Here is a 12,091-nt window from a genome sequence, read left to right as displayed (position 1 = left end):
TGCTACTCGCAGCTCGCGGCGAGCGGCGGGAAACGAGTCGCGAGAAACGCGACACGAGCGATTGGCAGCCGGTCCGAAGCTTACAGTCTGGACGCGGCACTTGCTGCTCGCAGCCCGAAGCTCGCAGCCCGGAGCTCGAAGCTCGAAGCGCGCGGCTTACCGCGCTCCCGGCCAGCGGCGCAGGTAGAGCGCATGCCGGGTGAACACCAGCAGGGTGAAGATGATCACCACCTCGCTGTAGGCCGGTGCCAGCCACAGCGTGAGCAACGGCGCCAGGGCGGCACTGGTCAAGGAAGCCAGCGCCGAGACCCGGCCGCTCAAGCCCAGCAGACACCACACCAGCGCACAGCACAGGGCCACCGTCGGGGTCAGCACCAGCATGACGCCGAAGGCGCTGGCCACCGCGCGGCCGCCGCGCAGGCGGTGCCAGACGGGATAACTGTGCCCCAGCATCACCCCGAGCCCCACCAGCCCCTGCGCCCAGGGCGGCAGCCCGAGCAACAGTGCCAGGCCGAGCACCGGCATGCCCTTGATGACATCCACCAACAGCGTCGCCAGCGCCGGCCAGGGGCCATGCAGGCGCAGCACATTGGAGAACCCCGGGTTACACGAACCCGCCAGGCGCGGATCGCCCACCCCGGCCAGCCGGCATACCGTCAGGGCGCCCAGCCAGGTGCCGCTCAGGTAGCCGAGCGCCATCAAGGGCAGTGTCGTTTCGAGTGTCGCCAGCACGACCGTGCCTCGAAGATGAATTCACCCGGTATTCTGCCAGCCTGTCGTCGGCGGCGACAGCGCGCCGCTGTCGTCGGCGATTCGCCTCGCGTACAATCAGGGACCCGACCACCGAGCTTGCTCGAACCGCTACATGCGCCTGGAAGGCTGATGGACCTCGTACTGATCGAATCCCTGCGCGTCGATACCGTCATCGGCGTCTACGACTGGGAACGCACCATGACCCAGACGCTGGTGCTGGACCTGGAGCTGGCCACGGACATTCGCCCTGCCGCGGCCGACGACGCCATCGACAAGACCCTCGATTATGCTGCCATCAGTGAGCGTATCGCCGAGTTCGCTGCCACCCAGGCCTTCGAACTCGTCGAGACCTTTGCCGAACGCCTGGCCGAGCGGCTGCGGGAGGAGTTCAACATCCCCTGGCTGGGCCTGACCGTGCGCAAGCCCGGTGCCGTACCCACAGCCAGCGCGGTCGGCGTGCGCATCGAACGTGGTTCCCGCGAGGAGGCAGCCTCATGAGCCTGGTCAGCGTCAGCATCGGCAGCAATATCGATCGCGAGCGACACGTCCGTGCCGGCCTGGATGCCCTGGCCGACACCTTCGGTGAGCTGCGCGTGTCGCAGGTCTACGAAAGCCAGCCGGTAGGCTTCGAGGATGGGCGCAATTTCTACAACCTGGTCGCCCTCTTCGCCTGTGACTGGACGGTGGGCGAACTGCAGGCCTGGTGCAAGCGACTGGAATTCGCCAATGGCCGGCTGCCCGACAGCCCCAAGTTCAGCCCCCGCACCCTCGACATCGATCTGCTCGATGTCGGCGGCCTGACCGGCGAGCATGATGGCGTCAGCCTGCCGCGCGACGAGATACTGCACCACGCCTTCGTGCTCAAGCCGCTGGCCGAGCTGCTGCCGGAAAGCCGGCATCCCGTGAAGGGTGAGCGCTACCAGGATCTCTGGCAGCAACTCGACTGCGACGACCAGCCGCTGTGGCCGGCCTCCTTCATCTGGCGTGGGGTGGACCTGTCCCCGGGCGCCCGTGCCTAGGCCCGTTGCCACTATCTAGCATGACGCGGCGCCCGCCCCAGGGCATCATCGATGGCACGACGCCGGCGGCGCCTCAGCTCATCGCCCAGCGCCTTGCCCTTGAAGCCCTCCTCGACCAGCCTCTGGGGGAGAATCTGCGTGGCCAGTCGCCAGGCCAGCGCCAGCTCCTCGGCCAGTTCGGCATCCTCGAGGCTGACCAGATCAATCAGTGATGCCACGACTTCACCTTGTCGCCAGGCATCGATACGCTCCAGCCAGGTCATCGTCCTTTGCCCGTCGAGCGCGCCGGGCGCATGCATCAGGCCACGCGTCTCGGCCACCTGATCGGCGAGACGGCTCACTCGCCTGGGCAGGCGGAGGCTCTCGGCCAGCTGGCGTCTGGCCGGCGCCCCGAGATGCTCGACCAGGCGCGCCCAGCGCCAGGCGACGACATCCAGGTGATCGATATCCTCGGGCAAGCGCTGCAGCCGCGCCAGCGTCTCCGCCAGGGACGGCCCTTCGTGAGCGAGCTGCGGCATCAGCTCCGCCAGGGCACCGCAGTCATCAAGCGCGGTGAAGTAGTGCTCGGGCCAGGACTCGCCCAGCGCCTTCTCGGTCTCGGCCCAGACGCGCTCGGCGACCAGGTGTGCCAGCTCGCCACTGTCGACGAGTTGGCGCATCAAGGCGCGCGTCTCATCGGCAATCACGAAGCCATGGCCGGCATAGCGGGCCAGGAAACGCGCGACGCGCAGCACGCGCAGCGGGTCCTCGACGAAGGCCGGCGACACATGACGCAGCACGCGCGCCGCCAGGTCTGCCTGGCCGTTGAACGGATCCACCAGGCTGCCATCCGCGCCCCGGGCCATGGCGTTGATCGTCAGGTCGCGGCGCTCGAGGTCCTGCTCGAGTGTCACCGCGGGGCTGGCATGCACCTCGAAGCCGGTATAACCATGCCCGGACTTGCGCTCGGTACGCGCCAGGGCAAATTCCTCATGGGTGTCGGGATGCAGGAAGACCGGAAAGTCCACCCCGACGGGCTTGAAGCCCCGCTCCTGCATGGCCTCGGGGGTGGCGCCGACCACTACCCAGTCCACATCCGTGACCGGCCAGCCCAGGAGTGCATCACGCACGGCCCCGCCGACCCGGTAGACCTCGAGCCCGGCGAGATAGCGATCAGCCACCACCGGGCGCTCCCTCAGCCACGCGTTCGGGATAACGGGCCGACCAGTCGCTGAAGCCGCCATCCAGGCTGTAGACCTCCTCGAACCCTTGCCCGGCGAGCCAGGCCGCTGCCTGCTGACTGGAATTGCCGTGGTAGCAGACCACCACCAGCGGCTGTCGGCGATCGGCCTCGGCCAGCAAGGCAGGCACGCCATCGTTGTCCAGGTGCTGGCTGTCGGGCAGATGGCCTGCCGCAAAGCTGGCCGGATCGCGGATATCCACCAGCGTCAGCGGGCGTGCTGCCTCGAGCCAGTCGGCCAGGGTGGTCACGTTGAGGTGTTCGAATGTCGGCGTGGTCATGGAAGCCTCCAGAGGTCAGGCAGTGCGACGTCGGACGTCACCCGGGAAAGTTCATTGCTGGCTGGGCACGCTGATGCGTTGCCCCGTCTCGAGGTCGAGAGCCGTCAGGCTGCCGCCCCAGACACAGCCGGTATCCAGGGCATCGGCCCGCACGCGACTGTCCGGGGTGCGCCCCTCCAGCGCCGCCCAGTGGCCGAACAGCAGGTGTGCCTGATCGTCACGCGGGAACTGGAACCAGGGGGCAAATCCCTCGGGCGCCGTGTCCAGCCCTTCCTTGGCGGCAAAGTCCAGCCGGCCACAGGCGTCGATGAAGCGCATCCGCGTCAGCGTATTGACGATGACGCGCTGCCGTTCGATGCCCTCGAGCGCGTCGTGCCAGGCGGTGGGCTCGTTGCCGTACATGCGTTCGAGAAAGGCCCCGGCCCGGTCGCTGCGCAGGCAGTGCTCGACTTCGCCGGCCAGGCGCGCGGCCTGCTCGATGCCCCACTGGGGCGGCAGACCGGCATGGCTCATCACGGTGCTGCCACGCCGCAACAGCAGCGGACAGCTCTGCAACCAGTCCAGCAGCGCCTCGCGATCAGGCGCCTCGAGAATCGGGGCCAGGGTATCCTTGCGCTTGAGCCCGGCACCGCCGCGGGCGACCGCCAGTAGGTGAAGGTCATGATTGCCCAGCACTACATCGGCACTCTCGCCCAGCGCCCTGGCCTCGCGCAGGCAATCCAGTGACCCCGGCCCGCGATTGACCAGATCCCCGGCCAGCCACAAGTGGTCGCGACGCGGGTCGAAGGACAGGCGCTCGAGCAGCGCGACGAATTCGGCGTGGCAACCCTGGAGGTCCCCGATGACATAGGTGGTCATGCCGACTCCCCTGACAATGAATAGTGGGCGTCAATGTACCTGGTTGGGTCCGGCCAGCCGGAAGGGCGCCACCGGCACCTCGAAGGGTCGCTGTGTTACGGTGTCGACGCAGGTGAAGGCCCCTTCCATGACACCGACCGGGCCATCGAGGATCGCCCGGCTGGTATAGCGGAAGGTCTGACCGGGGCCGATCATCGGCTGCTGGCCGACCACTCCCTTGCCCCGCACTTCCTGGACCTGACCGCTGCTCTGGGTGATCGACCAGTGACGCGCCATCAACTGCATGCTGTGTCGGGAATGATTGTGCACCGTGATGGTGTAGCTGAACACATAGCGCTTCTCTTCCGGGGATGACTCATCATCACAGTAGGCCGGTTCGACATCGACATGCACTTCTTTGCTCTGGGGCGCGACATCCATCAATTCGGCTCCTCTACCAGGTGGTCGGCGATGCGCACAAATTCCGCGACCGTCAGTGTCTGGGGACGCCGCGCCGGGTCGATGCCAAGCGCCGTAAGCGCCTCCGCCGACAGGCGCCCCCTGAGGTTGTTGCGTAGCGTCTTGCGGCGCTGGGCAAAGGCCTCGCGGACCACCTCGAACATCAGCTCCTCGTCCCTTGCCGTCACCCCGGCGGCCGGCATCAGGCGCACAATGGCCGATTCCACCTTGGGTTGCGGGACAAAGGCCTCGGCCGGGACGGTGAACAACGACTCCACCCGGCAATAGTACTGCGCCAGCACCGACAGGCGGCCACGGTCGGCACCCCCCGGCTCAGCCGCCAGGCGCTCGACCACTTCCTTCTGCAGCATGAAATGCATGTCCGAGATGGCATCACCGGCGCGCAGCAGATGCAGGATCAAGGGGGTCGAGATGTTGTACGGCAGGTTGCCGACGACTCGCAACGGCGGGCCATCGCCCTGCAGCGCACGGAAGTCGAACTTGAGGGCATCACCTTCGTGAATCACGAAGCCCGGCTTGTCGAAAAACTGGACACGCAGCCCGGGAATCAGATCGCGGTCCAGCTCGATCACCTCGAGCTGCCCGCCCGCCGCTTCCAGCAGAGGTTCGGTCAGCGCCCCCTGGCCGGGGCCGACTTCCAGCAGGCGTTGACCGGCACCCGGCGCAATGGAACGCACCAGCCGGGAGATGACACCGGGGTCACGCAGGAAGTTCTGGCCGAAGCGCTTGCGTGCGCGATGGCCCGTGGGACGGGATGACATTCAGGAGAGTCCTTGTGTTGCGATGGTCTATTGCAGCGGGCTGGCCGTGCACCGATGCGCGGGCGGCGATGGCAGGCCAGTGGCGGACGGCGCCCTGCCCTACTGCGGCGAGCTCGCCCCGCCGTGAACCATCTGGATGGCGAGCGCCACGGCCGTTCGCAGGCTCCCGGGGTCGGCCGCGCCGCGCCCGGCCAGATCCAGTGCCGTGCCATGATCCACGGAGGTGCGCACCAGCGGCAGTCCCAGCGTGATGTTGGCGGCACGCCCGAAACCGGCATACTTGAGTACCGGCAGCCCCTGATCATGATACATCGCCAGGACGGCGTCCGCCTCCATCAGGTGCCGCGGCGTGAACAGGGTATCCGCCGGCAGCGGACCTGTCAGGGACAAACCCTGCTCACGCAGGGCCTCGAGGGCCGGCTCGATGATGTCGCGCTCTTCATGTCCCAGGTGGCCATCCTCGCCGGCATGCGGGTTGAGACCGCAGACCAGTATACGCGGCGACGGCAGGCCGAAACGCTGACGCAATTCGGCATCGAGGATGCTCAGCATACGCGTCAGGCGCGGCGCGGTCACGGCATCGGCCACATCGCGCAGGGGCAGATGGGTCGTGGCCAGCGCCACGCGCAAGGCATGCCCGGCGGGCCAGTCGGCGTGCCGGGCATGCAGCGCCGAATCGGTGGCCAGCATCATGACGACGTCATCGACGCCACAGGCATCGCGCAGATACTCCGTGTGGCCACGAAAGTCGCCATGACCGGCCTCGATGATCACACCCTTGTGCAGTGGCGCCGTGACCATTGCTGCGGCAGCCCCGGCCCGGCAGGCCTCGACTGCGCGATTCAGGGTCTCCAGCACATAGGCGGCATTGCTAGTGTCCAGCCTGCCCGGCACGGACGGCGCCCGCAGCGCCACCGGCCAGACCGGCAGCACGCCGGCCTCGGGGGCCGGAGGCGTGTCGTTCGGCGCCAACACATGCAGGCGGATATCATGACCGATCGCCGCGGCACGCTCGGCGAGCAGGGCCGGATCGCCCACCGCCACCACGCGCGCGGACAGTGGCGAGCAGCAGGCCAACATCACCGCGAGTTCGGGCCCTATCCCCGCCGGCTCGCCGGTGGTCAGGGCGATGACCGGAAGGTCGCCGGTGTTCACGACCCCGATCCGAGGCGCTCTTCGACGAAAGCCTGGGAGCGGATCTCCTGGACCCAGGTTTGCATCTCGCTGTTGGCTTTCTGCTGGAAGAGCGCCCGACGTGCCTGTTCGGTACTCATGCCACCGCCCTGCTGTTCGATGAAGCGCTGCACCTCGGCGTCGGAGATGCTGACCCGACTGCCGACGCGTCGCTGCTGGATCTGACGCATCAGCAGCTCGCGGCGCACCTGGTCACGCACCACGCCCAGCGACAGACCATCGGCTTCCAGGGCATCGGCGAACTCATCGAGACTCATGCCGTTGTTCTGGGCAATCGCCCGCACCTGACGGTTGAGCTCAGTATCGTCCACGCTGAGATTGTTCTCGCGTGCCATCTGCAGCTGTATTTCCTCGATGATCAAGCGATCCAGCACCTGCTCGCGCAGGACGTCGTCCGGCGGCACCTGCTGGCCCTGGGCTTCAAGTTGCGAGCGAGTGCGTGCCACCCGATCCTCGAGCTGGGTGTTCATGATGGCACCCTCGTTGACCACCGCCACGATGCGGTCCAGCGGCTGGCGGGCTTCCTGCGCCACGGCTCCCAGGGGTGCCATGCCCAGACACAGAGCCAGTGTCAGGGTGGCGATACGTCGACTGTGCATTTCGTTCCTTCCTTTCCTCATGAATTGATCAGGGGCGACCGAAGTCGGCCGGGCGGTATCCGGGCACCGCCGACTCGAAGAAGCGCCCGGTCGCGCCGCCGACGCCGCCCAGCCCCTTGAACGCGAAGCGCAGGAAGAGCCCGCGATCGGTCGTGTCATCCGCGATAGTGTTGGCCGTGTTCTCGTCGTCGACCCATTCACGCCACACCAGCTGCAGACCATAGCAGCAGCCATTCCATTGCACACCCGCCAACTGCTCGAGCATCCGGCTGTTGGTGTTGTCGTAGCGTACTCCGGCGACCAGATCGAGCCGATCCATGGCCTTGTAGGCAAACGACGCCGAGAACTCCTCGCGGTCATAGTTGCGGGTGTCCTCGAGATCTTCCGTGGGTTCGAACCCTTCGAGTTGCCAACGATAGCCAAGGTTCAATACATGACCGGCGTCGGCCCGGTATTGCACGTTCAGCCCGGCACTCTCGGTACGGCTGCGCTGATCGTCATACAACCACTCGCTGCGCGCGCGCCATTGGTCCGTGACCTGCCAGTCCAGCTGGGTGACCCAGGGAGAGCGGTCGCGTGTGGCGCGATAGCGGTCATCCTCGCTGTCATCGGAGTCGCCGTCCATGTCGACATTGCGATCCTCGAAGTAGGCCGCCTGACCGACTCCCAGGGAGAAACGCTGGCGACCGCTGCTGTCCTCGAAGAAACGCGTCTTCACGCCATACGAGAAACGATTGAGGTCACCGACACGATCCCCGCCACTGAAACGATACGGCGACCACAGCTGCTGCCAGGAGAAGGCCCGCTCCGTGGTGTCGAAGTCGGGATACTGGCTCTGGTCCTCCCCCGGCACGAAGGCATAATTGAAGCGGGGCTCGAGAGTCTGGCGGTAGGCGCTATCCGCGACCTCGATAGCCCGCTCCAGAATGACGCCGGTATCCAGCGACACCACCGGCAGGGTGCGTGTCAGGCTTTCGTCGCGCTGGGTGTCACGCTGGCCGTAATCCAGCGCATAGCTGGTATGGTGCAATTGCAGCCGCGGCTCGAAGAAGCCCCAGGTGGACTCGCCGCGCCAGCCGACTGCCGGTGTCAGCTGCAAGCGTGCGCCATTGGCCGCCTGGCGCAGCGGCACCTGTCGGGGCTGCCCCTTGTAGGTATAGTTCCCCTGAGCGTCGCCAATCTGATCACGCCAGAAGTAGGTCGCATTGGCGTTCCACTCCTCGTAGAAATTGCCCTGCTGCCAGTCGGCCCGAGCCGTCAGGCTGGGCAGGCGATAGAACGGCTTGTCGTTGGGGTTCAGCGGGTCCTCCAGTACCTGGTAGCCCTGGGCCTTGCCCTCCAGCTGCCAGGTCTCGCCCCGATACTCGAGTAGCGCCAGGCGCTGCATGCTGCCCTTGTCCAGTTCGCTGAAACCGGCACCGAAGTCGTCGAAATAGCGCCCATCACTGGCCGCGCCATAGCGCAGCCGATAACGCGTGCGTTCATCGAAGCGCCCGGCATGTCGATAGTCCAGATACCAGCGGTCATCGCCGTTTTCCAGCGGCGTATAATCAGACGCCTCTTCTCCGGCTCGCTGATCATCGAAGATGTAGGCCCCCTCGAGGGTACCGGCGTCGGAGGGCAGCAGATAGCGATACTGTCCTCCCAGCAGCAGGCCACGGTCCGTGATCAGGCGCGGCGTGATGGTGGCATCCTGGTTGGGCGAGATATTCCAGTAATAGGGCTGGGCGTAATCGAGGCCGTCGCCGGATGCCCCCACCGTGGGCCACAGGAAGCCGGACTGACGGCGTTCGTCGATGGGAAAGCGCATCCAGGGCCAGTAAAAGACCGGCACGTCGCCGACTTCGAGACGCGCATGGCGAGCGGTGCCAAAACCACTTTGCTGGTTCAGCTCGATGTCCTCGCCAACGAGCCGCCATAGATTGTTGCCGGGTTCACAGGTGGTGAAGGTCGCTTCGGTAAGTTGATAGCGCCCCTCGGCAACCCGCGCCAATCGCGTGGCATCACCCCGCAACCGCTGTTCATGAAAGACGTAATGCGCCTCCTCGATGTCCGCTGCCTTGCCTTGCAGCGCATAGGAAGCCTCGCTACCACGCACCAGCACATTCTGATCGCGCAGGGCCAACGGGCCTTCCACCTGGACGCGCTCGCGCGACGCCGGCACGCTTATGCGAGGCGCTTCCAACTGGGTGTCATGTCGACGCAATACGACCTCGCCACTGAGGACGGTCCTGCCGTTCTCGCCATATTCGGCATGATCGGCCTCGGTGGCCACTCGGTTGCCCATGGGCTCGGCAAGCCGGTATTCCGGCGCGCGGTAGACCCCCCGACACACAGCGCCTCGCGGACGATCCTCGCCCCAGGGCTGCCAGTCCAGTTGCTCGGCCGGCAATGACTCGGGCGGCGCCGCCCCTAGCGGGGCAGCCGGCAAGCTCGAGATCAATAGACCGGCCAGGGCCGTCCTGGAGGATCGATTGCCCATGTTCAACGATGTCCTTGGTGAAATGAAACGGTATTATACAGCCACACAGCGAGCTGTCCCGCAGAGTGCCCGTCGGCCTGGATACTGGCCTCAGCATGCGGTGACGCCCCGGGGTCGTCAACCTGAGGACACCCGACACTCAACACGACAGAGGTGAAGATGTCTGAGGCCGACGCGTCCTCGCGCCAATCCGCCCTCCGCCACTGGATCAGCCGGCGTCACGGGCTCGCCCCCGACGCTTTCGACCTGAAGCTGGCAGCGGATGATGCCAGCTTCCGCCGCTATTTCCGTCTCGTACTGGCGGACGGCCAGCGCCGCATCCTGATGGATGCACCACCCGACAAGGAAGATATCGGCCCCTTCATTGCCATCGCGCGGCAGTGGGCCGCGGCCGGGCTGCCGGTGCCCCATGTCCATGCCGAGGACCAGGCCGCCGGCTTCGTGGAACTCGAGGATCTGGGCGACACACCGCTGCAATGCTGTTTCGAGAGCTCGGAGGAGGCGACGACCCTGGCCTGGCACGACACGGCCCTGAGCCTGCTGGATGATCTGCAGAACCGCGCCGCCAGCGATGGCCTGCCCCGCTATGACGCCGAACTGCTGGGCAAGGAACTCGACCTTTTCACCGACTGGTGCCTGGGCGAGTGGCTGTCGCTGGCGCCCCCGCCCGACTGGCCGGCGGTGCGTCGACAACTGATCGAGACCGCCCTGGCCCAGCCCGTGGTCACCGTCCACCGCGACTTCGACGCCATGAACCTGATGGTCGTCGATGACGCCCTGCACCTGATCGACTTCCAGGACGCCGTGGCCGGCCCCATCAGCTATGACCTGGTGTCCCTGCTGCACGGCCGGTACTGCCGCTTCCCGGCCGAGCGCCGTCAAGCCTGGGTCGAGGCCTTTCGCCAGCGCGCCATCGCCGACGGCCGCCTGGGCGACCCGAATGCCGCCACCTTCCAGCAATGGGTGGCCGGCATGGCCGCGCAGCGTGCTCTCAAGGTGCTCGGCATCTTCGTCCGCCTGACCCTGCGCGACCAGCGTGACGGCTATCTGGCGCGCCTGCCGCACTTCCTGAACCACCTGGAGGATGCCCTGGAAGCACGCGCGGAACTGGCCGATTTCCGCCACTGGGTCAGCACGACGCTGCGCCCGGCCATGCTCGACAGGCTGCAGGCAGAAGGCATCAGCCGGGAGTCGGTCGCATGAAAGCCATGATTCTCGCGGCGGGATACGGTACGCGCATGCGCCCGCTCACCGACCACTGCCCCAAGCCCTTGCTGGAGGTCGGCGGCAAGCCCTTGATCGTCCACCATCTGGAGCGCCTGGCCGCGGCCGGGATGCGCGATATCGTCATCAATGTCAGCTACCGTGCCGAACAGATCATCGAAGCGCTGGGCGACGGCCGCGCCCACGGGGTCTCGATCACCTGGAGCCGCGAAGCCTCACCGCTGGAGACCGGCGGCGGCATCCGCCAGGCCCTGCCGATGCTGGGCGATGCGCCCTTTCTGCTGGTCAATGGCGATGTCTGGTGCGATCTCAACCCGGCCCGCCTGCCGCCCTCGCTGGGCTCCGACCTGGCGCGCCTGGTGGTGGTCGACAACCCGCCCCATCATCCAGGCGGCGACTTCCACCTGACGGCCGATGGGCGAGTCCGGGAATCCCCCGAGCCGCGCTGGACCTATGCCGGGATTGCCCAGATCGACCCTGCCCTGGTCGCCGACCATCCGGCCGGCGCCTTCGCCCTGGCCCCCCTGCTGCGTCAGGCCATCGCCGAGGATCGCATCGCCGGCTATCACCATCCGGGACACTGGGTCGACGTGGGCACCCCGGAGCGCCTCGCCGAGCTCGACCGGCTGCTCCAGGGCTGACACATCACGGGGCTGAGTCGCATGGCATCAACTGCTATGCTGCTCGCCTCTCAACCCGATACGAGGACATCCCCGCTCATGAAAGCCAGCGTCAAGTGGACCGACGGTCGCCAGTTCGTCACCGAATCCGGAAGCGGCCACAGCGTGGTCATCGACGGCCCGCCCGACCACGGCGGTCGCAACACCGGCCCCCGCCCCATGGAGATGCTCCTGATGGGCATGGGCGCCTGCACCTCCTTCGACGTGCTGGAGATCCTGGAAAAGTCCCGCGCCCCGGTATCCGACTGCGTCGCCGAGATAGAAGCCGAGCGCGCCGACGCCGTACCCAGCGTGTTCACCCGGATCCATGTTCACTTCACCGTCAGCGGGCACCAGCTCAAGGAAAAGCAGGTCAAGCGCGCCGTGGAACTCTCCGCCGAGAAGTATTGCAGCGCCTCCATCATGCTCGCCAATGGCGGGGTCGACGTGACGCACTCCTACACCATCGTCGAGACCGGGGAAGGTAGCTGAGGGAAGAAGGAAGAAGGAAGAAGGAAGAAGGAAGAAGGAAGAAGGAAGAAGGAAGAAGGAAGAAGGAAGAAGGAAGAAGGAAGAAGGAAGA

14 protein-coding genes are annotated in these 12,091 nt (G+C 66.5%); 5 read left to right on the top strand and 9 right to left on the bottom strand.

Annotation, left to right across the window (positions count from 1 at the left end):
• Positions 1–156: 156 nt before the first annotated feature.
• Entirely contained in the window at positions 157–732 is a 576-nt protein-coding gene (locus HHA01_RS01680; protein WP_246053777.1) for a glycerol-3-phosphate acyltransferase, read from the bottom strand.
• 150 nt (positions 733–882) lie between these two features.
• On the opposite strand from HHA01_RS01680, the gene folB reads away from it, so the two are divergent.
• Together folB and folK are read left to right on the top strand one after the other, a co-directional pair.
• The gene (gene folB / locus HHA01_RS01675; RefSeq protein WP_141317373.1) at positions 883–1,251 is read left to right on the top strand and encodes a dihydroneopterin aldolase; all 369 of its coding nucleotides are present in this window, start codon (positions 883–885) and stop codon (positions 1,249–1,251) included.
• A complete protein-coding gene (folK, locus tag HHA01_RS01670) occupies positions 1,248–1,772 on the top strand; it encodes a 2-amino-4-hydroxy-6-hydroxymethyldihydropteridine diphosphokinase (protein ID WP_141317372.1) in 525 nt (174 codons plus the stop codon). The genes folB and folK overlap by 4 nt, the downstream gene beginning before the upstream one ends.
• Positions 1,773–1,783: 11 nt before the next feature.
• On the opposite strand, the gene HHA01_RS01665 is transcribed toward folK, so the two are convergent.
• The 8 genes from HHA01_RS01665 to HHA01_RS01630 form a co-directional block, all read right to left on the bottom strand.
• On the bottom strand, positions 1,784–2,932 hold the full coding sequence (locus HHA01_RS01665; protein WP_246053776.1) for a tRNA nucleotidyltransferase/poly(A) polymerase-related protein: 1,149 nt from the start codon (positions 2,930–2,932) through the stop codon (positions 1,784–1,786).
• A complete protein-coding gene (glpE, locus tag HHA01_RS01660; protein ID WP_141317370.1) occupies positions 2,925–3,272 on the bottom strand; it encodes a thiosulfate sulfurtransferase GlpE in 348 nt (115 codons plus the stop codon). The genes HHA01_RS01665 and glpE overlap by 8 nt, the downstream gene beginning before the upstream one ends.
• Before the next feature lie 51 nt (positions 3,273–3,323).
• Positions 3,324–4,130, bottom strand: a complete 807-nt coding sequence (locus HHA01_RS01655) for a symmetrical bis(5'-nucleosyl)-tetraphosphatase (RefSeq protein ID WP_141317369.1) — start codon at positions 4,128–4,130, stop codon at positions 3,324–3,326.
• 30 nt (positions 4,131–4,160) lie between these two features.
• Positions 4,161–4,550, bottom strand: coding sequence for a Co2+/Mg2+ efflux facilitator ApaG/CorD (gene apaG / locus HHA01_RS01650; protein ID WP_141317368.1), 390 nt, complete (start codon positions 4,548–4,550; stop codon positions 4,161–4,163).
• Positions 4,550–5,350 (bottom strand): 16S rRNA (adenine(1518)-N(6)/adenine(1519)-N(6))-dimethyltransferase RsmA, encoded by an 801-nt coding sequence (rsmA, locus tag HHA01_RS01645; RefSeq protein ID WP_141317367.1) that lies wholly within the window; start codon positions 5,348–5,350, stop codon positions 4,550–4,552. Before rsmA ends, apaG begins: the two co-directional genes overlap by 1 nt.
• A 99-nt stretch (positions 5,351–5,449) precedes the next feature.
• On the bottom strand, positions 5,450–6,505 hold the full coding sequence (gene pdxA, locus HHA01_RS01640; RefSeq protein WP_141317366.1) for a 4-hydroxythreonine-4-phosphate dehydrogenase PdxA: 1,056 nt from the start codon (positions 6,503–6,505) through the stop codon (positions 5,450–5,452).
• Positions 6,502–7,143, bottom strand: coding sequence for a SurA N-terminal domain-containing protein (locus HHA01_RS01635; protein ID WP_141317365.1), 642 nt, complete (start codon positions 7,141–7,143; stop codon positions 6,502–6,504). Before HHA01_RS01635 ends, pdxA begins: the two co-directional genes overlap by 4 nt.
• A gap of 28 nt (positions 7,144–7,171) precedes the next feature.
• Complete coding sequence (locus tag HHA01_RS01630; protein ID WP_141317364.1) at positions 7,172–9,625, bottom strand: LPS-assembly protein LptD; 2,454 nt, start codon at positions 9,623–9,625, stop codon at positions 7,172–7,174.
• 159 nt (positions 9,626–9,784) lie between these two features.
• On the opposite strand from HHA01_RS01630, the gene HHA01_RS01625 reads away from it, so the two are divergent.
• The 3 genes from HHA01_RS01625 to HHA01_RS01615 all read left to right on the top strand — a co-directional run bounded on the left by HHA01_RS01625 (position 9,785) and on the right by HHA01_RS01615 (position 12,000).
• On the top strand, positions 9,785–10,828 hold the full coding sequence (locus HHA01_RS01625) for an aminoglycoside phosphotransferase family protein (RefSeq protein ID WP_141317363.1): 1,044 nt from the start codon (positions 9,785–9,787) through the stop codon (positions 10,826–10,828).
• Positions 10,825–11,490: an N-acetylmuramate alpha-1-phosphate uridylyltransferase MurU gene (murU, locus tag HHA01_RS01620; RefSeq protein ID WP_141317362.1), complete on the top strand. Its 666-nt coding sequence runs from the start codon at positions 10,825–10,827 to the stop codon at positions 11,488–11,490. Before HHA01_RS01625 ends, murU begins: the two co-directional genes overlap by 4 nt.
• Positions 11,491–11,568: 78 nt before the next feature.
• The gene (locus tag HHA01_RS01615) at positions 11,569–12,000 is read left to right on the top strand and encodes an OsmC family protein (RefSeq protein WP_141317361.1); all 432 of its coding nucleotides are present in this window, start codon (positions 11,569–11,571) and stop codon (positions 11,998–12,000) included.
• Positions 12,001–12,091 lie beyond the last annotated feature (91 nt).

The sequence above is a fragment of the Halomonas halmophila genome (assembly GCF_006540005.1).
In the GTDB taxonomy this organism is placed as follows: Bacteria; Pseudomonadota; Gammaproteobacteria; order Pseudomonadales; family Halomonadaceae; genus Halomonas; species Halomonas halmophila.
Note: the sequence above shows the minus strand (reverse complement) of the source record. Positions and strands in the feature narration are given on the sequence as shown.

Bases quoted from the DNA above. Each gene is read 5' to 3' on its own strand.
- folB (WP_141317373.1), top strand. From the start codon at position 883: ATGGACCTCGTACTGATCGAATCCCTGCGCGTCGATACCGTCATCGGC.
- folK (WP_141317372.1), top strand. From the start codon at position 1,248: ATGAGCCTGGTCAGCGTCAGCATCGGCAGCAATATCGATCGCGAGCGA.
- glpE (WP_141317370.1), bottom strand. From the start codon at position 3,272: ATGACCACGCCGACATTCGAACACCTCAACGTGACCACCCTGGCCGAC.
- HHA01_RS01655 (WP_141317369.1), bottom strand. From the start codon at position 4,130: ATGACCACCTATGTCATCGGGGACCTCCAGGGTTGCCACGCCGAATTC.
- apaG (WP_141317368.1), bottom strand. From the start codon at position 4,550: ATGGATGTCGCGCCCCAGAGCAAAGAAGTGCATGTCGATGTCGAACCG.
- rsmA (WP_141317367.1), bottom strand. From the start codon at position 5,350: ATGTCATCCCGTCCCACGGGCCATCGCGCACGCAAGCGCTTCGGCCAG.
- HHA01_RS01635 (WP_141317365.1), bottom strand. From the start codon at position 7,143: ATGCACAGTCGACGTATCGCCACCCTGACACTGGCTCTGTGTCTGGGC.
- HHA01_RS01630 (WP_141317364.1), bottom strand. From the start codon at position 9,625: ATGGGCAATCGATCCTCCAGGACGGCCCTGGCCGGTCTATTGATCTCG.
- HHA01_RS01625 (WP_141317363.1), top strand. From the start codon at position 9,785: ATGTCTGAGGCCGACGCGTCCTCGCGCCAATCCGCCCTCCGCCACTGG.
- murU (WP_141317362.1), top strand. From the start codon at position 10,825: ATGAAAGCCATGATTCTCGCGGCGGGATACGGTACGCGCATGCGCCCG.
- HHA01_RS01615 (WP_141317361.1), top strand. From the start codon at position 11,569: ATGAAAGCCAGCGTCAAGTGGACCGACGGTCGCCAGTTCGTCACCGAA.